The following is a 23,554-nucleotide window of genomic DNA, read 5'->3' as shown; positions in this document are numbered from 1 at the left end:
ATGGAAGGGGCATATATGTATAATTAATTTATACTGATAATATATCTTTATTTTTATTTTCTACATGTTTATCTATTTCTTTAATATATTTATCTGTAAGTTTTTGAATATCTTCTTCGCAATCTTTTAAATCATCTTCTGTAATATCTCCATTTTTTTGAAGCTTTTTAAAATGATCTAATGCTTCTCTTCTAATATTTCTAATTGCAACTTTTGCTTCTTCACCTTTTTTCTTTACTTCTTTTGTTAATTCTTTTCTTCTTTCTTCCGTTATCTCTGGAAAAATCAATCTTATAACTTTCCCATCATTACTTGGGGTAATTCCTATATCAGATGCCATAATTGCTTTTTCAATATCTTTTATTATAGAAGAATCCCAAGGTTGAATTTGAATAATTCTTGCTTCAGGAACTGATATATTCCCTACTTGCTGTATAGGTGTTGGAACTCCATAATATTCCACCATAATACGATCTAAAATACGTGGATTAGCTCTTCCAGCACGAATAGTATTAAATTCTTCCTGTAATGTCTTAATTGTTTTTTTCATTTTTTCTTCGTATATATTATATTGATTTTTATCCATATTAACTCCCCCTTAATTAGTTATTAATGTACCAATATTTTCACCATAAGCCGCTTTTATTATACCATCTTCAGTATCAAGTTTAAATATTAATATAGGTATATTTTGTTCCATACAAAGACTTGCTGCTGTTCCATCAATAACCTTTAATTGTTTATCAAGAATATCTTTAAAAGACAATTTTGTGAATTTTTTTGCTTCATTATTAACTTTAGGGTCTGAATCATACACACCATCAATATTTTTTGCAAATAATAATATATCAGCTTCTATTTCACATCCTCTTAATACAGCACTTGTATCTGTAGAGAAAAAAGGATGTCCAGTTCCTCCAGCAAAAAATACAACTGTATTATTTTTCATATGACTTAAAGCTTTATCCTTATTAAATTGTTCAGTAATAGTTCCTATTTGAAATGGAGTTTGAACAATTGATTTTAATCCTTGCAATCTACATATTTCTGCCATGTACAGAGAATTCATAACTGTAGCTAACATACCTATTTGGTCCGCTTTAGTACGGTCCATAGATTCACTATTTCTTCCTCTCCAAAAATTTCCTCCTCCAATAACAATAGAAACTTCTATTCCTTGCTCTATTAATTTTTTAATTTGTTTAGACACTTTTACTGCAGTTGAAAAATCAAATCCTTCTCCTTTTAAACCTGCAAGAGCTTCTCCACTTAATTTAATTAATACTCTTTTAAATTTTGCCATACAATTACTCCTTCATTATTAATGTACCATATTTTTATATATTTTTCCACATTAAATATATTATTTAAAAAAGCTTATCAATATAAATGTTTTACATAAAAAGGGAAACACTTAGTGTTCCCCAATATTATATCATATTATACATTCATCTGTTTTGCCACTTCTTCTGCAAAATTTTCTTCTTTCTTTTCTAATCCTTCTCCTGTTTCATAACGAACAAAATTTTTAATTGTAATATCATCTCCTAATTCCTTAGAAACACTTTCTAAATACTTCCCTACAGTAATATCTCCGTCTTTAATATATGGTTGATCAACTAAGCAAATTTCTTTTAGATTTTTCGCTAAACGTCCTTCTATCATTTTTTCAACAATATTAGCTGGCTTCCCTTCATTAAGCGCCTGTTGTTTTAAAATTTCTCTTTCTTTTTCAATAAAATCAGAAGGTACATCTTCTTTACTAATATATTTAGGATTAATAGCTGCAACTTGCATTGCTATATCTTTTGCAACTTCTTTTACTTTGTCTGTAATATTTTTGCAATTTAATTCTACTAATACTCCTATTCTTCCACCACCATGTATATAAGAAGAAATAATTCCTTCTTGGGTTTCAAATTTTACAAAACGTCTGATATTTAAATTTTCTCCAATAACAGATATCTTTTCATTTAAAACATCTTGTACTGTTTTAGAAGAATCTAAAATCCATTCTTCTTTCATAAAATCCTCAATATTAGTTGATTTTGTCATTGATACTTGTTTAGCTACTTGTTCCACAAAAGTTCTAAATTCTTCATTTTTAGCAACAAAATCTGTTTCACTATTTACTTCTACTATTGCTCCAACTTTCCCATCTTCTGAAATATAATCCTTAACTAATCCTTCTGCTGCAATACGTCCAGATTTTTTTGCAGCTTTTGCTAATCCTTTTTCTCTTAATACTTCAACAGCTTTTTCCATATCTCCATCTGCTTCTGTTAATGCTTTCTTACAATCCATCATACCTGCACCAGTCATTTCTCTTAATTCTTTTACCATCTTAGCTGTTATTGCCATTTTATTACCTCCTATAATATTTTTATTATCTTGTATATATAATTTATATTTTTAATATACATGAAAAGCTTCAGCCTAAATTCAGGCTGAAGCTTTAAGGTTTACATTTTTACTCCGCTACTACTTCTTCTTCGTCAGAAGCCACTGTATCTTGTACCCCTTGCTTCACTTCAATAACTGCATCAGCCATTTTACTTACAATTAATTTAACTGCTCTAATTGCATCATCATTTCCTGGTATTACATAATCAACTTCTTCAGGGTCACAATTTGTGTCTACAATTGCGATGATAGGAATCCCTAAAATATGTGCTTCCTGAACAGCAATTCTTTCTTTTCTAGGATCAACTATAAAAAGTAAATCAGGAAGCTTAGTCATCTCTTTAATTCCACCAAGATTTTTTTGAAGTTTTTCTTTTTCATGACGAAGATTAATTACTTCTTTCTTAGGTAGTACTTCGAATGTTCCGTTTTGTTCCATTTCTTCTAATTCATTTAATCTATCTATTCTTGTACGAATTGTTTTAAAATTAGTAAGCATACCGCCTAACCATCTTTGATTTACATAGAACATTCCACAACGTTCAGCTTCTTCTTTAATAGAATCTTGAGCCTGTTTTTTAGTTCCTACAAAAAGGATGTTACCACCTTCTTCTACAACATCCCTAACTACTTTATAAGCCTCTTCAACTTTTTTAACTGTTTTTTGAAGGTCAATAATATAAATCCCATTTCTTTCTGTAAAAATATATTCTGCCATTTTGGGATTCCATCTTTTTGTTTGATGTCCGAAATGTACTCCTGCCTCAAGTAATTGTTTCATTGAAATTACACTCATTCTTTTTCCTCCTAAATTTTGGTTTTTCCTCCGCATTCGTCATCTTTTCGTAAAACCAATCTTTGGCACCATTACGAAAAATCAAATGCGTGTGTTTTTTCACAAGGAAGTATATCATACTATTTTTATTTTATCAATATTTTTATTTTATTTTGTTATTATATTAATTAATTCTTCATAATCACTATTTTTAGGAATATCGAAGTATCCACCATTATTTATAGTAGTTAAATTTTGATTTTTAAGATATGAATTAAATTCTTCTACACTATCTATCAAACCATTTTTATAAAATATTATTGCCATTTCTTCAGAGTTTATCCCTTTAGGAATAAATACTGTAACAAATTCTTCTATATCAACTTGTCCTTCTTGCTCTTTATATACTTGTAAATCAACTGTAGATGTATATTCCATTCCTAATTTTCTTGCTTTATTTATAATTTCTTCATTAGATAAAACAAATTTATCTGCTTCTAAATCTAAAGGATTTATCATTCCTAATTCTTTAGCTTTTTGAATAATCTCTTCATTTGTTAATAAAGTAGTTTCCTTTTCATTTTTTAATTTTAAAGTAAAAATCATAACAAAAAGAGAGGTTACTATTATTCCTATTCCTAATCCAATAACTAAACTTTTAAAAGATATCCTCACTGACATCACCTCATTTTAGTAAGGCTTAACACTAATTCTACTTCACCTTTTCCAATGTCTAGTTCTTTTGCAATGTCCGTTGGATTAACCCCTCTTTTATACAATTTAATAATATTATCATAATTTTTATTATTTAAAATCATAGATTCTTGTGTATTTTCCCCCATATTTTCTTTATTATTTTTTTCTAGATTTGTTTCAATATTATCTTTATTCTTTTTAATATCTTCTTCTATATCTTCTTGTATATTTTCTTCTATTTTATCTACATCACTAACAACTTTTTGATTTTCTAAATAATATAAATTAGAAATATTCTTCTCTTTTTCATCTATTAGTTGATATAAAAATAATAACTCCTTATATTTTTTTTCTACATCTGATTTAAGATAAGATGAAAATTCATTAAGTTCTTGTAACATTTTATCTGCTTCTTCAATTTTATCATTTAATTGCTTATCTATTTCTTCTTGTTTATCATCTATTAAATAAGCATTTATATTTTGTTTTTCTTTTATAAAAAATATTCCAATTATTAACATAATTATTCCAACCACTACAAGAAATAAAAGCATACTATTTATAATTTCAATTTGAGACATATTTTACACCTCAATATTAAATTCTTATATCAATTGTACTATCTGTATCTTTTGATAATTCTTCTTTTTTTCTTTTTTTATTTTTTTGTTTTTTATTATTATTTTGTTGATACTTATTTTTATTATTTGCATCTTTATCCACTTGATATTCTGATTTATTAGAGTTTTGTACTTGCTGTTGATTTTTTATTATATTTTTTTCCATTTGAGTGACAAATTGTTGTTGTTGCAACTCTCCTCGATGCATTTGTCCTTGCTGCTGATTAGATAATTCAGAGGTCTTAGGTATAGAAACTTGCATATCTATAGGACGAATTGACATAATACATCCCCCCTTATTCATAGGTACTAGTTACAATATCCGCTCTATCTTTATATAAAGTACAATATTTTAATTCTTCTCTTACATACATACACGCATTTCCTATAGTAACTTTTACTCCAGGATAAATAGTATCATACACTTTAACTTTTCCATTATCTTTTTCATTTAATAAAAATTGAAGTTCTTCCATTTCTCCTTTAATACTTTTTAAATTATCATCTAAAAATACTTTTGTTCTAATTGATTTTAATAATAAATCCTTTTTAGAATCTGTTATTTTCCCTGCTTCTTTCATTTTATTTAGCAAATCTATCACTTGATTTGTCTTTATAATTTCTCTTTTTATATATTCTGATTTTTCTTTTAAACTTCTATATTTTTCAAGTATTCCTGGATCCATCCCTACTTCAATTTCTGTCAAAGTAGCCATAGGAGAACCTATTACTTTTGCATCAATTTGATCACTAGCACGAATTACTCCACCTACTATAATACCTTTTTTATTATTTACTATGATAGAACCACTGCATTTAACATGACTATGCATAATTGCTTCACTTATAATATTTTCTGAAGCTTCTACAGTACTGTTTTGAATATACTTAGATAAGATATTTCCTTTTGAACTTAGAAATCCTTTGTTCATTCCTTGTATCCCTCTATGAAGAACAATATCTCCCTCTGCTTCTATTCTAGCTCCTTCTACGACCCCATAAACTTCAACATTACCTCCAGCTTTAATACTAAATCCTGTTAATACATTTCCTTTTACAATCACATTTCCAACAAAATTAATATTACCTATTGAATTATCCACATTATTAGGAACTTCATAAGTTTCATATACATTTACTTTATTATTATTAAAACTAACTTGTCCATCTATAGTTGATATTAATTTTAAACCATCTTCTGAAATTGCTGTATTTTTCCCCTTAGGAAGTCTAATTGGTTTTCCCTTTTTAGGAGGTATTTTTATTCCTAATACATTCACTCCAGGAGTTCCTTCCACAGGAGGAATTAATGTAACAAGAACTTGTCCTTTAGATACATTTTCAATTAAATCTAAGTTGTGAAAATCAACGCTTCCATCTTCTAAAAGTTTAGGTTTTATTTTTTTTTGCCTATTAAAATGAAATTCTAATATAGCATCTTTACCATGTATAGGAGATATTCCCTCAGCTATAATATATCTATAATTTGTCTTTCTTTCCTTTAATGCTTCTTTTACTTTTTCTTTATCTATACCAAATTTTATACCTTTATTTTCAATTGCTTTAATTGCATCTTCAAAAGAAAGAAGTTTTCCATTATTTTGAGGAGGAATAAAACTTATCACTGCAAACATTTTATCTTTAGAAATTTCTACAATTATTTTTTCGTTAATATCTTCTAATTGTATTTCTGTAGAAATCAAAATTTCTATCTTTTCTTCAGGTTTTACATTATTTAACGCTTGCTTAATGGCATCTAAATTATATTTATCAATTTTTTTTTGATTTAATCTATCAATAACTTCTTGAATATCTACAAATTTTCCTTTCCCCTTAGGTCCATAAACAATAAGATAAAGCCCATCTTCTTTAATTTTTAAATCAAAAAAACCATCATAATTATCTTGAATCCTATTTGACAAATCTTCTTTTTTTTTCATTTTATCTCTCCTCTAAAGCTCAAATAAAATATTTTTATACTTTCCTAGTTTACTTCTTAAACGAGTAATAGCTTTTGTATGTAATTGTGATATTCTAGATTCTGATACTCCCATAATTGCACTAATTTCTTTAAGCGTTAAATCTTCAAAATAATAAAAAAATAAAACCTTCTGTTCTCTTTCCGGTAATTTTTCTATATATTCTTTAAGTATTCTTTTTAATTCTTGCTTTTCTAAATAATTTTCTGGCTGCTCACTGCTTTTACTTGAACTTTCAACACTAAACTCACTATTTTGTTCTACATATTCTTCTAGGGAAATAAGAGAAATAAGATTTATTTTTTTTAATATTTCACGAGTTTCTTTAACTTCAAGTCCCATTTTCTTTGCTAATTCCTCATCTGTTGGAGCTCTTCCTAATTCTGCCTCTAACTCTGCATATATTTTCTCAATTTCTTTATGTTTTTGTCGTAGTGATCTTGGAATCCAGTCTAATTTTCTTATACTATCTAATATTGCTCCTCTAATTCTAAGAGAAGCATAAGTTTCGAACTTAACTCCTTTTTTAATATCAAATTTATCAATTGCATCAATTAATCCAAATATCCCATAACTTATAAGATCTTCATATTCAACATTTTGACCTAAATAAATATTTAATCTTCCAGCTACATATTTAACTAGGGGAGCATATTCCATTATTAATTTTTCTTTTAAAGCAGGTTGATTTGTTTTTTCGTATTGTTCCCATAACTCTACAATATTTTTTTCTGTCATATAATTCCTCCTGAAACCAATTTACTTTCAGCAGATAATAAATATATTTTTATTATGATTATACCTAAAATTAAACTAAAAATAATATCCAACTTTTTAACTATTTTTAATCCCTTTTATATTTTCTTTATCCCATGGCCAATAGTTTTAATAAGTAATTCTCCATTTTCTGTATATAATTCTATAGTTCTCCCATAATTTTCCCCTGTATCAGAAGCTACAATAGGAATATTTAATTTAGCCAAAATATTCTGAGCTGCTAATATATTTCTTTCTCCGATGCTCATTAAGTCATTGGAAGAACTAAATGAAAACATTTGAGCTCCCCCTGCAAGTTTAGCTACTATTCTATCTTTTTTAGCTCCTATATCAATCATATCTTTTACTAATTTCAATGTAGCTGTATCTGCAAATTTGGCTATATTGGAATTATTTTTAATTTGAGTGCTGTCAGGAAGCATTATATGAGCTAATCCTCCTATTTTAGTAATAGGATCATAAAGTGCTATTCCTACACAAGAACCTAATCCTAAAGTAGTTAAAATATTTGGATACTTTGCTATATTAAGATCTGCCATCCCTACTTTTATAATTTCTCGTGAACCCATCATATATTAACTCCTAAAGATAACAAAATTTTTTCAAAAGAATTTATCTCTGGTATTAATATAAAATACCCCATAACATGGTCTATACCTTCTATAAATTCTGTCTCTATAAGTAAAACTTTATCTCCTATTTTACCAAATTCAATTGCCGGTACACTAAGTATTGCTCCTGCCATATCAAAAGCCATTTGTGGAATAGATGGAACAATATTTAAATTTGTTAAAGCAGATAAAGAAGAGAGATAAGAACTTGTTAAAATATTTCCAATTTCTTTAAGTGCTGATATATCCATTTCTGTAAATTCTGATATATTATTAATTTCTCTTCCCATTAAAATATTAACTAAAATATGGGCTGATTTTTGTTCTAAAACAAACATCATCATTCCATTAACTTCTCCAGAAACACTGAGTAAAATCCCAACAACTAAATTTTCTGCTCCTCCTAATATATCTGCAACATTTTTTAATTCTAAAATATTAACTTTTGGAACCCCCATATCCACTTTTTTATTAAGAAGCTTAGCAAGAGCAGTAGTAGCATTACCCGCACCAATATTACCAATTTCTTTTAAAACATCTAGATGAAGTGTATTTAACGTATCTATATCAATATTTGCCATTATTCCACCCCTTTATTAAATAACAAATCACTAAACTAAACATCCTTAACAAATTCAATTAAAGTTCTTAAATTTAGAATAGTAACTATTTGCTGATTAACTTTTCCTACTCCTTGAATAAAATTTAAATTAATATCTCCTTGCTGAACATTTTCAATGGAATTTGAAGAAATTTGAAGAACTTCTTTTACTTCATCTACTATCATTCCAATTTGATTATCATCAATTTTTACAATAATAATTCTTGTTTCATCAGTATATTGGTCTTCTCCTAATCCAAACTTACTTTTTAAACTCATAACAGGAATAATTTCTCCTCTAAGATTAATTACTCCTTTTATGTGAGCTGGAGCCTTAGGAACTCTAGTGATTTTTTTTATTTTTTCTATGATTTGAACTTGATGTATATCGATTCCATATTCCTCGTTTCCTAATTTAAATACAACATATTGTTTTATTTCTTCTTTTGAAATATTATCCATAATATTCCCCCTATTTATATTATACTAATGTATTAATATCTAAAATAAGTGCTACTTCTCCGTCTCCTAAAATAGTTGCTCCTGCAATCATTTTAATGTTACTAAGATATTTTCCTAAAGATTTTATTACTATTTCTTGTTGTCCAATTAAACCGTCTACTACAAAACCCGCTTGTTTTTCTCCTTTTTTAACAATTACAACAGTAATTGTATCTTTTTGAACTTTTTGTTCTATGTCTAAAATTTTATCTAAATGAATTATTGGTATAACCTTATCTCTTAAAATAATAACTTCTTGACTTTTCACATATTGTATTTCAGATGTTTTTATATCTTCAATATTTTGAATTGTATTAAGAGGAATAGCATATTTTTCGTCTCCTATTTTCACCATAAGTGCCTGAATAATAGCAAGAGTTAAGGGAAGTCTAACAATAAACTTACTTCCTCTTCCCAAATTAGATACGACTTCTATATCTCCTCCTAAAGCTTCTATTTTAGTTTTTACTACATCTAATCCTACTCCTCTTCCTGATATATCAGAGATCGTTTTTGCTGTGCTAAAACTAGGTTTAAATAATAATTCAATTAAATCTTTCTCAGACATATTTTCTGCTAATTCTGGAGTAACAATCCCTTTTTCAATGGCTTTATTTTTTATCTTATTTGCATCAATTCCTCTTCCATCATCTTCAACTTCAATTACTACATTATTACCATCTTGATAAGCTCTAAGATAAATATGTCCTGTTTTTTCTTTATGGTTTTGAATTCTTTCTTCTGTTGTTTCTAATCCATGGTCAGCAGCATTTCTTAATAAATGGATTAAAGGGTCTCCTATTTCATCAATAACCGTTCTATCTAATTCTGTTTCTTCTCCTGACATATTAAGTTCTATATCTTTATTTAATTTTCTAGATAAATCTCTTATCATTCTTGGAAAACGATTAAATACTCTCTCAACAGGAACCATCCTTACTTTCATTACTGCGTCATGTAAACTAGTCGTAATTCTTTCTAGATATTCTACTGCCTCATTATAATTTTGATTATTATTTCCTCCTTCAGTTCCTTCTAATCTAGTCTTTACAATAATTAACTCACTAACTAAATTCATTAAAGTATCTAGACGGTCAATATCTACTCTTACAGTTTTTCCAGCTTTTGGTTTTTGCCTTTTATTTACCTCTTTTGAAGTATTTTTAGGTTGTTCGTAAGTATTTTTTAGACTTTTTGTTGCAATATCTTTTTTATTTTCATTAACTTCTTTATTAACTACATTATTAGAATCAACCTGAATTAAAATATCTTTTAAAACTATTTTATCTATTTCAGCAATAGATAATAAATCCTTTTTTATTATATCTTTAGATGATTTTGATATTATTACAAGAGTAAATTCAAATTCAAATTTTTCATCTTCTATATCTTCAACACTAGGAATTGACTTAATAATTTCTCCATGACTTTCTAAAGTTTTAAAAACAATAAATGCACGAGCTGATTTTAATACACAATTTTTGTTTAAATAAATAGTAATTTCATATACATTGTATCCTTTTGATACAGCAGTTTTTACTGCATTGTTTTCAAATTCATTCATTGAAATATTTGAAGTTTCTGAATCTTCTTTATCATTATCAACTGAAGATTTTTCATCTATGGAATCTTGTTCTTTCTCTTCTTTATTTGTATCAGATGATAAAATATCATTTAAATTTTTAATAATATCTGAATATTCTTCTTCTCCTTCACTACCTGTATTTGTAATTTTATCTATGTAATCTTCTAGTGCATCTAAACATTTAAAAAGTATATCTAATAAATTAGAGTTAGCTTTTATATGTCCATTACGAATTTCTGAAAGAACATTTTCCATATTATGAGTTAATTTTTGCATTCTTACAAATCCCATAGTGCCAGCCATACCTTTTAATGTATGAGCTACACGAAATATTTCGTTTAAAATTGACATATCATTTGGAGAATTTTCTAATTCTAACAAACTTTCATTTAAATTTTGAAGATGATCCTTTGATTCTTCAATAAAAATATCTAAATATTGACTCATATCCATATTAAAACACCTCCACTACTTTAATAATTTCTTTAGCAATCTTATGCAAAGGAACTACTACATCTGCAATACCGGCCTCTATTACAGCTCTAGGCATACCATAAACAACACAACTTTTTTCTTCCTGAGCAATAATAAAAGCATTTTTTTTTCTTTTTAGATTTTTCATGCCTTCTAGTCCATCAGTCCCCATTCCTGTCATAATTACCCCAATAATATCATTAAAATTAGTTTCTATTAAAGAATTAAACATAACATTAACTGAAGGTCTATGTCCTGCTACAGGCGGGCTACTAGATAATCTAATCCAATAGTCAGAGGAATTATTTGCTTTTTCTATTAAAATATGATAATCTCCAGGAGCAATATAAGCTACTCCTGGATATAAAATATCTTTATCTTTTGCTTCCTTTACAGTTATATCACTTAAACTATTTAATCTTTCAGATAATGATTTTGTAAAACCTGGAGGCATATGTTGGACTATCACATAACTTGCTGGTAAAGTTTTGGGGATATATGGCAATACTTCTTGTAACGCTCTTGGTCCTCCTGTAGAAGTTCCTATTGCTACTATTTTTCGCAAATATTTACCATATTCTTTTATACTTTCTTTTTTTATAGTATTTTTTTCTATGTTTTTTATATCTTTTCTTATATTTTTAATATTTTTATGAGGTAAATTACGAATATTAGAAGCTGTAATAATTTTTTCTAATATTTGCTTTTTAGTTTCTTCCTTGTTTATTTTAAAAATATTTTCTGGCTTAGTTATAAAATCAACTGCTCCTAGTTCTAAAGCCTTAATAGTAGTATCTGCTCCTTCTTTAGTAAATGCACTGATTACTAAAACAGGTTTAGGGGTTGTTTCCATTAATATCTTTATCATTTCTAACCCATTCATTGTAGGCATTTCTATATCTGTTGTAATAACATCTGGATTTAGTTCTTTTATTTTTCTTAATCCTTCTTTTCCATTTTTTGCAGTTCCCACTACTATTAATCTATTATCACTATTAATTATATCAGAAATGACTCTTCTCATAAAAGCAGAATCATCGATGACTAAGATTTTTTTCTTTTTAATCACAAAATCACAACCCTTTATTTTGTCTAACTATTCTCCTTTGTTCTAAAAAAATAAATTCTACTATACATTCTTGATCTTTTTCACTAATATCCTTAAATGCTACTCTATACTGATATTTATATTTTTCTACATTCGAATCTTCTTTTGTTAAAATTATTCCTAATAAAGACATTTTTTTATTATTTAAAACAAAATTAAAATTAATTTCGTCATTGATATTCAATTCTATATTTGAAATAAATTTAATTCCTCCACCACTAATATCTTTAATAATTCCTTTATTTAAAACATTATTTACAGTAAATTCTACTGGAATTACACATTCTAATCTAAAAAAATCCCTTCTCTGAATTTTAATTAAAGATGATATTATCTCTATTTTTACCATCTCTATATTCTCTTTTTTTAAACGTTTTTTTAGTATAATTTTACATTCATAAAGTCCTTTATTCCCATAAATAATCAATGTATACTCTTTATTTAATCTTAATGGAACTATTTCACCTTTAAATATAGGAGCCGATATTATTAAATTATTTTCATCTATATATTCTTCTATTTGACTAATAAATGTATAATTCTTTTTTTCATCTATCTCATTATTATATTTTATCTCTAATTTAGTCCCTGGAATTAAAATGCTTTTCATAAACTCACCCTTTATTTATATCTCGATTAATTACTAAATACATCCATTAAACGTTTTATAAATGCAGAAAACTGTAGTTTTGTTTTATCTTTATGATTTGCATTAAGAATTTTATTAGCAATCTTTTTAAAAGCCTTGCTAGATTCACTTTTGGGAAAACTAATGGAAACAGGGTCTTGTAATTTTACTGATTTAATTAAATTTCTATCATATGGAATATATCCCACTTCTTCAATTTCTATATTTAAAAACTTTTTAGATACTTGTTTTAATTTGTTACTTATTTCTAATCCTTCTTTTTCATTGTCTACTTTGTTAACTAATAATTTTATATTAGGAACTGCATTTTTATCTTGAATATATAATGTTTTTATAAGAGCATAAGCATCAGTGATAGAAGTAGGTTCTGGGGTAGTAACTAAAACAATCTCTTCTGCTGCTTTTGAAAAACTTAATACAGCTTCTGTTAATCCAGCTCCTGTATCAATCAAAATAATATCTGCTATTTCATCCAATAAACTCATATTTTTAATAAAATAATTTAATTGATTTTTATTAAGCCTAATTAAATCTTGAACTCCTGAACCTCCTGAAATAAACTTAATGTTTTGAGGACCTTTTATTATTATATCTGTGATATTCTTTCTCCCATTTATCACATCACTAAGATTAAATTTAGGAACAATTCCAAGAAGTACTTCTATATTAGCCAATCCAAAATCTGCATCAATTATAATAACTTTTTTCCCAACTTTTTGAAACTGCACAGCTAAATTAACTGCTACATTTGTTTTTCCAACTCCACCTTTTCCACTAGTAATAGTTATAACTCTTGAGGAATTAGAATTAGTAATATCATAATTTATTCGATTATTTACAATTCTCCTTAAATTTTCTGCCTGGTCCATCACTCATCAATTCTCCCTAATAACATCTTTGCTATTTTTTCCGGACTAATTACTTCAATATCGTCTGGTACATTTTGTCCAAATGTCATGTATGATAAATTTTTATTAGTTACATACTTTATATTTAATATAGAACCTAATGCTGTAGTCTCATCAATTTTAGTAAAAATGATATTATAGTCTGAAATAGAAGAATATTTACTAATTATTTTTAACATATCTCTATATTTAGTAGTTGCACTTAAAACTAAAAATACTTCTTTTTTATCTACTTTGTCTAATAAATCATGTAATTCTTGAAATTGTTTTTCATTTTTATGTGACCTTCCTGCAGTATCAATTAATATAATATCTTTTTCTTCCATCTTTTTTAAAGTTTCTAAAAGTTCTTCAGAAGAATAAATTACTTCTACTGGCACATTTAATATTTCTGCATAAGTTTTTAATTGTTCTACTGCTGCAATACGATATGTATCTGCTGTAATTAAACCAACTTTTTTCTTCATATTTAGAGAAAAATGGGCTGTTATTTTGGCAATTGTAGTAGTTTTCCCTACCCCAGTTGGTCCAATAAAAAAGACAATTTTAGGAGTATCATCTATTTGAATTGGTTTAGGTTCCCCAATAATTTCTATAATTTGATTATATACAATTCTTACTAAATTATCTATATCATTTTGATTATTTTTATATGTTTGATTTAATTCTTTTAAAATCGTTTTAGCTAATTCTGGAGTAACTTCATTTTTAATAAGATTATCATAAAATAATTGTAAAACTGGATTATCATAAATATTTTCTTTGTTATTATTTTTATCATCTATATTTAACTTGTTTTCTCTTTCTGCTATTTTAATAATTAACTCTTCCAAATTATCTAATTTATTTTCTAATGATTTAATTGTTGTACTTTGTTCTTTTATTATATTTTCTGATAAATTATTTATATGTACTTTTTTAGAAGATATATTATTTAATGTATTTGCAAAATTTGATGATTTTTCTTCATCTAAAGCAGCAGTTATTTCTACTAAAGGCTTTTTAAACCATTTTAAAATACCTTTTGGATTAGTTTTTTTTACATTTAAAATAATCGCCTCTTCACCTAAATCTTTTTTAGCCTTTTTCATTGCTTGAAATTCTGTTTCTGCTTGATATTTCTTTATTTTCATTATAAACTCACCATCCCAATAGATTGCAGTTCAATACTTGGGTCAACTTCATTATATGATAAAATAATTAAATCTGGAGCAACTTGTTCTGTAAGTCTCTTAAAATAAATTCTTACAATAGGAGAAGTTAATAAAATTGGTTGTTTTCCTATTGAAGTAAAACGTTGAATTTCTTTATTTAACTTTTCAAAAATTTGTTGGGTTGTTTGTGGGTCTAATGCTAAATATGAACCTTGTTCTGAATGTTGTACTGAATCCATTATTTTCTGTTCTAGTTCAGGACTTAAAGTAATAATATTATTTGTTTCTTCACTTAAAAACCTTTTAGATATTGTTCTACTAAGTCTTTGCCTTACATACTCTGTTAAAACATCTGTATCTCTTGTTGTTGTCCCATAATCAGCTAAAGTTTCTAATATAGTAACTAAATCTCTTATTGGTACATACTCTTTTAATAAATTTGCCAATACTTTTTGAATTTCTCCTATACCCAATACTTTAGGCACTAATTCATCTATAAGAGCAGGATTGGTTTCTTTTACATTATTTATAAGAGTTTGAACATCTTGTCTGCTAAGTAATTCGCTTAAGTTTTTCTTTATAACTTCAGTTAAATGAGTAGCTATAATAGAAGGAGGATCTACAACTGTATATCCCATCATTTCTGCTTTTTCTCTTTGAGACTCTGAAATCCATAGAGCAGGCAATCCAAAGGCAGGTTCAACAGTTTCAATTCCATCTATTTCCTCTTCTACATATCCTGGATTCATAGCCATATAATGATCAAATAAAATTTCTCCTCTAGCAACTTCAACCCCTTTTATTTTTATTATATATTGATTTGGGGCAAGTTGAATATTATCTCTTAATCTAATAATTGGAACAATCGCTCCTAAATCTAAAGCAATTTGTCTTCTTATCATAACAACCCTGTCAAGTAAATCTCCCCCTTGTTTTACGTCAGCTAAAGGAATTATCCCATATCCAAATTCTAATTCAATAGGATCTACTTGCAAAAGAGATATTACATTTTCAGGCTTTCTAATTTCTTCAGCTTGTATATCTTCTGAAGAAATTTCTTCTTGAATTGTTTGTAATTTTAATCTTCTATTAATAATACTAGCTCCTGCAATAAGTAAAATTCCAACTGGAACTAAAGTATACCATGGGAGAGGAGATAAAATTCCTAAAATGATTAATGCCCATCCTGCAATTTGAAGTACTATAGGAATACTTCCTAATTGTTTTAAAAAATCACTACTCATATTATTTTCTGTAGCTACTTTAGTTACTAATATTCCAGTTGCTGTAGAAATAAGTAAAGAAGGAATTTGACTTACCAGTCCGTCCCCTATAGTTAAAATAGTATAAACCTCTAAAGCTTCACTAATAGACATAGGATTTCCTGTTGTTATCCCTGTTGTCCCTAAAATAATTCCTCCTATAATATTAATAAATGTAATAATAATTCCAGCAATAGCATCATTTTTAACAAATTTACTAGCTCCGTCCATGGCTCCATAAAAACTAGCTTCATCTTGTATTTTTTTTCTTCTTGCCTTTGCTTCTGCCTCATCTATTAATCCAGTATTTAAATCAGCATCTATTGCCATTTGTTTCCCTGGCATTGCGTCTAAAGTAAATCTTGCTGATACTTCTGCTACCCTTTCAGCACCTTTAGTAATAACTAAAAATTGTATAATTACAATAATAATAAATACAACGATTCCAAGAACAATATTCCCTCCTGCAACAAAACTTCCAAAAGCTTCTATAACTTCTCCAGCATATCCATCTGCTAAAATAGCTCTAGTAGAAGATATATTTAAAGCTAATCTAAATATGGTTGTAATCAAAAGAATAGAGGGAAATAAAGACATATCTAAAGGTTCTTTTGAAAATATAGTATTTAAAAGAATAATAATTCCAATAGCAATATTAAGGGTAAAAAATACATCTAATACACCTTGAGGTAAAGGAATAATAATCATTATAATAATCGCTATAACAAATACTCCAAGAAAAATGTTCCCAAATTTCACCAAAAATCCTCCTTCACTACCTTACTACACACTATTTTTTAAACTATATACAAAAGCCAATATTTCTGCCACAGCTTGATACAATTCAGGGGGAATTTCTTCTCCAATATCCACAGTTTGATAAAGCATCCTTGCAAGTGGCTTATTTTCTACAATTTCTATATTATTTTCTCCTGCAATCTCTTTAATCCTTGCGGCTAAATAATCTACCCCTTTAGCTACTACAATTGGAGCAGATGAAATATTAGAATCATATTTTATTGCTACAGCATAATGAGTAGGATTTGTAATAACAACATCTGCCTTTGGTATTTCTTCCATCATTCTCCTCATAGATATTTCTTTCATTTTTTGTTTAATTTTACTTTTAATTTGAGGATTCCCTTCAGTCATTTTATATTCTTCTTTTACTTCTTCTTTTGTCATTTTTAAATTACTTTCATGTTCATATCTTTGATATATATAATCTCCTACTGCAATAAACAAGAAAAATATCCCTACTCTTAATCCTATATTAATTGCAATATTGCCAATATAACCTACCATTTCTATTAAATCCATGTCTATCAACAACATAATATTCTCTATTTCATCAACAATGTAGTTATATATAATTATTGTAATAACCACAACTTTAAATATAGCTTTCATTAATTCTATTAAGGCACGTTTTGAAAACAATCTTTTTATACCTGCTATTGGATTTAATTTATTAAATTTAGGTTTTAACGGCTTTAAGGTTGGATGCCATCCTACTTGAATATAACTTGTAGTGATACCAACAATTAAAGCAATTACAAATAAAGGTGAAACTATAATAAGAATTTGAATAATCGTATTATTTATAAATTCCAAAATATACGTTTTATTAAAAATATTATCTAATTCTGAATAAAGTACATAAGTATTTTTAAAAATTATAGTTATCTTATCATATATAAAAATTCCGAATAATTTTAAACCTGCAAACATAAAAATCAGTAAAAAAGCTGTATTTATTTCTATACTTTTTGCTACTTGTCCTTCTTCTCTAGCTTTACTTCTTTTTCTAGGAGTTGCTTTTTCAGTTTTGCCTTCTTTATCCGCAAAAAATTGTAAATTATAAATTAATTTTTGAGAAATTTCCATTTTTTTTATATTCTTTTTCACGGCATCAACCCTTTAATTACAATAAATAATTGTCTAAATAATTCTTCTGCAATAAAATTATATATCATATTAAGTAAAGGAGTTATTATCATTAAAAATACTAATCCTATAATTAATTTCAAAGGCAATCCTATAACAAACATATTCATTTGTGGAGCTGTTCTAGCCAATATCCCTAATGCCACATCTAATATTAAAATGGCTCCTATAATTGGGGATGCTATTTTAATAGCAAGTATAAATATATCGGATAAAATAATAATATAATTCCCTATCATTGTACTATTAAAAATTGCTTCTCCTATAGGAATAACATTATAACTATAAAATAATGCTTGTATTATTTTATGATGTCCATTAGTTACTAAGAGCAAAGCTAATATAATTAAATAATAAAAGTTCCCTGTAATAGGTATCTGTATTTGACTTAATGGGTCTAAAACATTTATCATTGAAAAACCTATTTGATAATCTATAAGCTGTCCCGCTAAATAAAAAGTGCTTAAAATCAAATATACTATAAATCCAAATAGCATCCCCACAACTAATTCTTTTAAAATAAGTAATACATACCCCAAAATATTATCATTATAACTTACTGTAATATCTGGCATAGTAGAAATCAAAATAGTACTCATAATAAAAGAAAGCCCTATTTTTGAATAGGAAGGAATATCTCTTCCTCCAAAAACAGGAGATGTAATAAAAAAACCTAAAAATCTAATGAAAACTAGAAGAACAATATCTATATGAAAAAACACATTACTCATTAAGAAGTCCATAATTCACTTTCCTTTAACGAATATACATATTCATATTTTTATATAAATTATTTATAAATTCTATCATAGTAGTAAGCATCCAAGGTCCAAATATTAATATTGATATAAATACTGCAAGAATCTTAGGAATAAATGCTAGAGTTTGTTCTTGAATTGAAGTAACTGTTTGAAATATACTTACAATGAGCCCTACAATTAATCCCATAAGAAGCATAGGAGCTGATACTTTTATTGTAGTCAATAAAGCTTCTTTAGCTAAATCTATTATAATCTGTTCCATAATCTCTTCCTCCTTTTTACCTAAAAGTTTGAACAAGTTGACTAATTACTAAATTCCATCCATCTACCATAACAAACAATAGTATTTTAAACGGAAGAGAAATCATAACAGGAGGAAGCATCATCATTCCCATTGACATTAAAGTAGAAGCAACAATCATATCTATGATAATAAAAGGTATATATATTAAAAATCCTATCATAAAGCCTGTTTTTAATTCACTAATAATAAATGCTGGAATTAATACTCTTGAAGGAATTTGGTCCATTATAGAAACATCTTCTGTCTCCTCTATAGGTTCTATTTGGGCAATTCCCATAAATAAATTTAAATCACTTGTTCTTACCTGTTTAAACATAAATTCTCTCATGGGTTCCATGGCTTTTTCTATAACTTCTTGTTGAGATAATTCTCCATTTGTATAAGGCGTTAAGGCTTGTTCATTAATTTGTGTAAAAGTAGGACCCATGATAAATAATGTCAAAAACAAAGCTAAACCTATAAGAACTTGATTGGGTGGAGTTTGTTGTGTTCCTATTGCAGAACGTAAGAAATGTAATACTACAATAATTCTTGTAAAAGAAGTCATCATAATTAATATAGAAGGAGCTAATGAAATAATAGTAAGAATAAAAAGAATTTGTAAACTCGTAACTACTTCATCAGGATTTTCTGTTGATTCTACATTAATTCCAATTTTGGGTATAGTAAAAGTTGAATCTGTTGGTTCTGCAAAAACTTTAGAACTAAAAGGTATTTGTAATATGATTATTACAACTAATGTACTAATTAAAAATTTTATTTTTTTACTTATTTTCATCATGAATCTCTCCAGTAGAAGTAGTATCTTTTATTTTGGAATCTTTTTTTAATTTTTGAACCCATGATTTTAAATAAAACTCAAATTTATTATCAGAAACATTATTTACGTGGTTCTCTAAAATTGGATTTTTAATAATATCTTCATCAATTTCTGTTAAATAAGTAATATTATCTTTTGAAAGTCCAATTAAATGAATTTTATTACCAACCTTAATCAACTGAAGTGTCTTTTGTGGTGCAATGGTTATAGATTCTATAATTTTAATATTATTACCTTGATATTTTTTATATTGAAACTTTCCTATCCATTTAGTTACATAATACGTTAATATTAATATAAGTATAAATATTATTATTAGGAAAAAAAACTGGCCTAGCATTTTAAACCAGTTTGTATTTATTTGCATTTCGCTATCTAAAAAAGTTATCTGTCCAAATGCAAAATTCAAAAAGTCATTTATATTAATCATATTTAACCTATGACCTTCTTTACTGCTTCAACTACACGTTCTGCTTGAAAAGGTTTTACGATAAAATCTTTAGCTCCTGCTTGTATAGACTCTATAACCATTGCTTGTTGTCCCATTGCCGAACACATAATAATAGTAGCATTTGAATCAATTTTTTTAATTTCTTTAACTGCTTGTATTCCATCCATTTCTGGCATTGTAATATCCATTATAACGAGGTCTGGAGTTAATTCTTTAAATTTTTCTACAGCTTTAGCTCCATTTTCTGCTTCCCCTGCAATTTCATATCCATTTTTAGTTAAAATATCTTTAATCATCATTCTCATAAAAGCTGCATCATCAACAATTAATATACTTTTTGGCATTTATTTATCCTCTCCTTTAAATAATTATGGAATACAATATGTATTATAGTTTTTATAGGTATTATAATATATTTAAAATATAAATTCCATTCAAAAAACGACAAATTTATATTAAAAACAAATATTATATCCTATTTTCGACATTTATAATATCTGTAATCCTAATTCCAAAATTTTCATCAATGACTACAACTTCTCCTTTTGCAACAAATTTACCATTTACTAAAATATCAATAGGTTCTCCAGCTAATTTATCTAATTCAATAATAGTTCCAGGACTAAATTCTAATATTTCTCTAATTAATTTATGTGTTCTTCCCAATTCTACTGTTACTTCCAAAGGGACATCCATTATAAGATCAATATTTTCCTTTTGCTGAACAACAGCTCCTGTATCAAAATTTTGAAATTGAGCAGGTTTAACATTAATAGTCTCTTGTTTAGAAGATCTTATTTGAGGTTCTTGTTCTCTTGAAACTTGAGGATTAATATTTTGTTTAACTTGTTGTTGTGATTGATTAGATAAATTAGATGTATCAGAAGTTTGCATTGGAATATCACTTTCTAAATCTTTTGTTATATGTTCATTTATATTTTTATCAGAATTATTCCCTTCAGCTTCTATTAAATTTTTCACAAGGGTTTTTGCAAAATCAATAGGAAGTATTTGCATAATTTCACTATCTATTAAATCTCCTATTTCCATTTTAAATGCAATTCTTACTATTCCATTTTCTCCAAACCCTACATTTTCTATCATATCCCCTTCATTTAAATTAGTTGCAAAAGCTTTAGGTGGACTAATATCTATTTTTTTATTAAACATTGATGACATAGATGTGGACGCTGAACCCACCATTTGATTCATAGCTTCACTTATAGCACTCAAATGTAATTCTGTAAGCTCTCCTTTTACATTTGTTCCATCTCCTCCCATCATAAGGTCCGCTATAACCTTAACATCCTCTTCTTTTAAAATTAATAAATTAATTCCTTCTAATCCTTCTTTGTATTCTACATTAATAGCTACACAGGGTTCTTGATATTCTACTCCCAATTCTTCCCATGTCATAGTTTTTACTTTTGGAGTAGTAATTGTAACCCTTTGGTTTAATAAAGTAAATAAAGTGGTTGCTGCAGTCCCCATACTTATATTACCAATTTCTCCTAAGGCATCCTTTTCTTCTTCTGTAAGTGGTTCTATATTTATTTGATTTGTAGTTGAGGTATTTTCTTTTGTATTCTCATCTGTTCCTCCTAATAATGCATCTATTTCAGCTTGTGAAAGCATATCTCCCATTTATTCTTCCCCCTTCCTTTCAATTGACGTTATTTGAATAGCATTTTTATTTTTTAATATACCTGGTTTAGCATGAAATTTTAAAATATTACCTACCATAATATCTAAATCAGAGTTTATATATGAATCCAATTTTATAACATCACCTTTTTGAAGATTTATAAATTCCCCTACTGTAATATGAGTTTTCCCTAATATTGCTTTTATAGGTATTTTAGCAATTTCTAATCTTTTTTCTAAATATTCTCTATAAATTGTTTGATCTTCTTTTTCTGAAATTGTAAACCAATATTTAGTATTTAATTTATCCATAATAGGCTCAATAACTAAATGAGGAATACAAATATTCATCATTCCTTCAACTTCTCCAATTTTCACATTTAAAGTTACTAAGGCAATCATTTCATTTGGAGAAATGATTTGAGCAAATTGAGAATTGGTTTCAATTTTTTCAAGCTTTGGATTAATTTCTAATACATTTTCCCAAGGTTCTTTTAATAAATTTAATAATTGCGCTACTATTCTTTCTAAAAGAATTCTCTCTATTTCAGTAAATTCTCTTATTTTATCAATTGCAGAGCCTTTTCCTCCTAAAATTCTATCTATAATACAGTAACCAACATTTGGAGATATTTCAAATATTATTGATCCTTTTAATGGATAAAAATCTACTATAGATAATATTACAGGATTAGATAGAGAATTACTAAATTCATAATAAGTAACTGCTTCCGCATTAATAACTTCTACTTTAGTAGGAGTCCTTAAATATCCAGATAAATATGTAGAAGCTATTCTGGAATAATTTTCAAATATAATTTCTAAAGTTCTTAATTGTTCTTTTGAAAACTTAGAAGGTCTAGCAAAATCATAATTTTTTATATGTTTTTCTCTATCGTTAGCTTGAATATCTTCAACATCTAACTCTCCTGTATTTAAGGCTTTTAATAATTCATCTATTTCACTTTGTGATAAAACTTCACCCACTAAACCACCTCCCATTCTAGCTTATAAAATTATTTAAAAATGTTATTGAACAAAAAATTCTTCAAAATAAATATCTACTATGGTATTTGTTTGAAATTCTTGTTTTATATTACTTAAAATTTCATCCCCTATTAACTCTTGCGCATTAGCTTTTTGCATTTCTTCATAAGTTTTATTTCTAATTGTTTTAATGATAATATCTCTAATAATAGTTGTTTTTTCTGTTAATTCATTATTTACTTCTTTAAAATCTTTTTGTTTGCTATCTAATCCTAATCCTACAGAAATACGAAGAATATGCTGAGTATCATCTTCTTCATTATTGAGTAGATTAGCAGTTATAGGGTCTGAAATAGAAAAAATAGATATATCTTCTGTGTCAATTGAAACTTCTTCAAATGTCAAATTTTTTTTGTTTTCTGTAGCTTCTTTTAAAGAATTAAGCGTCGAAAAAAGCGTAGTTGCCATAACTATTACAGTTATTGATAAGACTCCTATTATAATAAAAATTAATGTTTTGTTTTTTTCCATTATAAT

General features: G+C 26.9%; 27 protein-coding genes. All 27 read right to left on the bottom strand.

Annotated elements, in window-relative coordinates; all coding sequences use genetic code 11:
- Nucleotides 1-28 precede the first annotated feature (28 nt).
- The 27 genes from frr to OM90_RS01755 all read right to left on the bottom strand — a co-directional run bounded on the left by frr (nucleotide 29) and on the right by OM90_RS01755 (nucleotide 23,548).
- A complete protein-coding gene (gene frr / locus OM90_RS01885) occupies nucleotides 29-586 on the bottom strand; it encodes a ribosome recycling factor (protein WP_058485186.1) in 558 nt (185 codons plus the stop codon).
- 12 nt (nucleotides 587-598) lie between these two features.
- Complete coding sequence (gene pyrH, locus OM90_RS01880; RefSeq protein WP_058485185.1) at nucleotides 599-1,303, bottom strand: UMP kinase; 705 nt, start codon at nucleotides 1,301-1,303, stop codon at nucleotides 599-601.
- Between the two features lie 137 nt (nucleotides 1,304-1,440).
- On the bottom strand, nucleotides 1,441-2,361 hold the full coding sequence (gene tsf / locus OM90_RS01875; RefSeq protein WP_058485184.1) for a translation elongation factor Ts: 921 nt from the start codon (nucleotides 2,359-2,361) through the stop codon (nucleotides 1,441-1,443).
- Nucleotides 2,362-2,470: 109 nt separating this feature from the next.
- Nucleotides 2,471-3,199, bottom strand: a complete 729-nt coding sequence (gene rpsB / locus OM90_RS01870; protein WP_058485183.1) for a 30S ribosomal protein S2 — start codon at nucleotides 3,197-3,199, stop codon at nucleotides 2,471-2,473.
- 147 nt (nucleotides 3,200-3,346) lie between these two features.
- The gene (locus tag OM90_RS01865) at nucleotides 3,347-3,853 is read right to left on the bottom strand and encodes a hypothetical protein (RefSeq protein WP_058485182.1); all 507 of its coding nucleotides are present in this window, start codon (nucleotides 3,851-3,853) and stop codon (nucleotides 3,347-3,349) included.
- Nucleotides 3,854-3,858: 5 nt separating this feature from the next.
- Nucleotides 3,859-4,455, bottom strand: coding sequence for a DUF6115 domain-containing protein (locus OM90_RS01860; protein WP_058485181.1), 597 nt, complete (start codon nucleotides 4,453-4,455; stop codon nucleotides 3,859-3,861).
- A gap of 16 nt (nucleotides 4,456-4,471) precedes the next feature.
- Nucleotides 4,472-4,777 carry a hypothetical protein gene (locus tag OM90_RS01855; protein ID WP_058485180.1) on the bottom strand — a complete coding sequence of 102 codons (306 nt, stop codon included), beginning with the start codon at nucleotides 4,775-4,777 and terminating at the stop codon, nucleotides 4,472-4,474.
- A 13-nt stretch (nucleotides 4,778-4,790) separates the two neighbouring features.
- Nucleotides 4,791-6,434 (bottom strand): DUF342 domain-containing protein, encoded by a 1,644-nt coding sequence (locus OM90_RS01850; protein ID WP_058485179.1) that lies wholly within the window; start codon nucleotides 6,432-6,434, stop codon nucleotides 4,791-4,793.
- Between the two features lie 12 nt (nucleotides 6,435-6,446).
- Nucleotides 6,447-7,211, bottom strand: coding sequence for a FliA/WhiG family RNA polymerase sigma factor (locus OM90_RS01845; RefSeq protein WP_058485178.1), 765 nt, complete (start codon nucleotides 7,209-7,211; stop codon nucleotides 6,447-6,449).
- A gap of 116 nt (nucleotides 7,212-7,327) precedes the next feature.
- A complete protein-coding gene (locus OM90_RS01840) occupies nucleotides 7,328-7,822 on the bottom strand; it encodes a chemotaxis protein CheD (protein ID WP_330381808.1) in 495 nt (164 codons plus the stop codon).
- On the bottom strand, nucleotides 7,819-8,442 hold the full coding sequence (locus OM90_RS01835) for a chemotaxis protein CheC (protein ID WP_058485177.1): 624 nt from the start codon (nucleotides 8,440-8,442) through the stop codon (nucleotides 7,819-7,821). The genes OM90_RS01840 and OM90_RS01835 overlap by 4 nt, the downstream gene beginning before the upstream one ends.
- 35 nt (nucleotides 8,443-8,477) lie before the next feature.
- Complete coding sequence (locus OM90_RS01830; RefSeq protein ID WP_058485176.1) at nucleotides 8,478-8,924, bottom strand: chemotaxis protein CheW; 447 nt, start codon at nucleotides 8,922-8,924, stop codon at nucleotides 8,478-8,480.
- Between the two features lie 19 nt (nucleotides 8,925-8,943).
- Nucleotides 8,944-11,001: a chemotaxis protein CheA gene (locus OM90_RS01825; RefSeq protein ID WP_058485175.1), complete on the bottom strand. Its 2,058-nt coding sequence runs from the start codon at nucleotides 10,999-11,001 to the stop codon at nucleotides 8,944-8,946.
- Between the two features lies 1 nt (nucleotide 11,002).
- A complete protein-coding gene (locus OM90_RS01820; RefSeq protein WP_242860843.1) occupies nucleotides 11,003-12,091 on the bottom strand; it encodes a protein-glutamate methylesterase/protein-glutamine glutaminase in 1,089 nt (362 codons plus the stop codon).
- Between the two features lie 4 nt (nucleotides 12,092-12,095).
- Nucleotides 12,096-12,740 carry a flagellar brake protein gene (locus OM90_RS01815; RefSeq protein ID WP_058485174.1) on the bottom strand — a complete coding sequence of 215 codons (645 nt, stop codon included), beginning with the start codon at nucleotides 12,738-12,740 and terminating at the stop codon, nucleotides 12,096-12,098.
- A gap of 26 nt (nucleotides 12,741-12,766) precedes the next feature.
- On the bottom strand, nucleotides 12,767-13,648 hold the full coding sequence (locus OM90_RS01810) for a MinD/ParA family protein (RefSeq protein WP_058485173.1): 882 nt from the start codon (nucleotides 13,646-13,648) through the stop codon (nucleotides 12,767-12,769).
- Entirely contained in the window at nucleotides 13,648-14,820 is a 1,173-nt protein-coding gene (gene flhF, locus OM90_RS01805) for a flagellar biosynthesis protein FlhF (protein WP_058485172.1), read from the bottom strand. Before flhF ends, OM90_RS01810 begins: the two co-directional genes overlap by 1 nt.
- Nucleotides 14,820-16,862 carry a flagellar biosynthesis protein FlhA gene (gene flhA / locus OM90_RS01800; RefSeq protein ID WP_058485171.1) on the bottom strand — a complete coding sequence of 681 codons (2,043 nt, stop codon included), beginning with the start codon at nucleotides 16,860-16,862 and terminating at the stop codon, nucleotides 14,820-14,822. Before flhA ends, flhF begins: the two co-directional genes overlap by 1 nt.
- 24 nt (nucleotides 16,863-16,886) lie before the next feature.
- Nucleotides 16,887-18,011: a flagellar biosynthesis protein FlhB gene (gene flhB, locus OM90_RS01795; protein ID WP_242860842.1), complete on the bottom strand. Its 1,125-nt coding sequence runs from the start codon at nucleotides 18,009-18,011 to the stop codon at nucleotides 16,887-16,889.
- Nucleotides 18,008-18,793 (bottom strand): flagellar biosynthetic protein FliR, encoded by a 786-nt coding sequence (gene fliR, locus OM90_RS01790; protein WP_058485170.1) that lies wholly within the window; start codon nucleotides 18,791-18,793, stop codon nucleotides 18,008-18,010. The genes flhB and fliR overlap by 4 nt, the downstream gene beginning before the upstream one ends.
- 13 nt (nucleotides 18,794-18,806) lie before the next feature.
- A complete protein-coding gene (gene fliQ / locus OM90_RS01785) occupies nucleotides 18,807-19,073 on the bottom strand; it encodes a flagellar biosynthesis protein FliQ (protein WP_058485169.1) in 267 nt (88 codons plus the stop codon).
- Between the two features lie 16 nt (nucleotides 19,074-19,089).
- A complete protein-coding gene (gene fliP / locus OM90_RS01780; protein WP_202813778.1) occupies nucleotides 19,090-19,893 on the bottom strand; it encodes a flagellar type III secretion system pore protein FliP in 804 nt (267 codons plus the stop codon).
- Complete coding sequence (gene fliO, locus OM90_RS01775; RefSeq protein WP_058485167.1) at nucleotides 19,880-20,365, bottom strand: flagellar biosynthetic protein FliO; 486 nt, start codon at nucleotides 20,363-20,365, stop codon at nucleotides 19,880-19,882. Before fliO ends, fliP begins: the two co-directional genes overlap by 14 nt.
- A 2-nt stretch (nucleotides 20,366-20,367) precedes the next feature.
- On the bottom strand, nucleotides 20,368-20,730 hold the full coding sequence (locus OM90_RS01770; protein ID WP_058485166.1) for a response regulator: 363 nt from the start codon (nucleotides 20,728-20,730) through the stop codon (nucleotides 20,368-20,370).
- A 124-nt stretch (nucleotides 20,731-20,854) separates the two neighbouring features.
- Nucleotides 20,855-22,030, bottom strand: coding sequence for a flagellar motor switch phosphatase FliY (fliY, locus tag OM90_RS01765; RefSeq protein WP_058485165.1), 1,176 nt, complete (start codon nucleotides 22,028-22,030; stop codon nucleotides 20,855-20,857).
- Nucleotides 22,031-23,017, bottom strand: coding sequence for a flagellar motor switch protein FliM (gene fliM, locus OM90_RS01760; RefSeq protein WP_058485164.1), 987 nt, complete (start codon nucleotides 23,015-23,017; stop codon nucleotides 22,031-22,033).
- A 42-nt stretch (nucleotides 23,018-23,059) separates the two neighbouring features.
- On the bottom strand, nucleotides 23,060-23,548 hold the full coding sequence (locus tag OM90_RS01755) for a flagellar basal body-associated FliL family protein (RefSeq protein WP_058485163.1): 489 nt from the start codon (nucleotides 23,546-23,548) through the stop codon (nucleotides 23,060-23,062).
- Between the last annotated feature and the right edge of the window lie 6 nt (nucleotides 23,549-23,554).

The organism is Defluviitalea phaphyphila, assembly GCF_001466305.1.
Lineage (GTDB): Bacteria > Bacillota > Clostridia > Lachnospirales > Defluviitaleaceae > Defluviitalea_A > Defluviitalea_A phaphyphila.
This window is presented reverse-complemented; position numbering and strand designations above follow the sequence as displayed.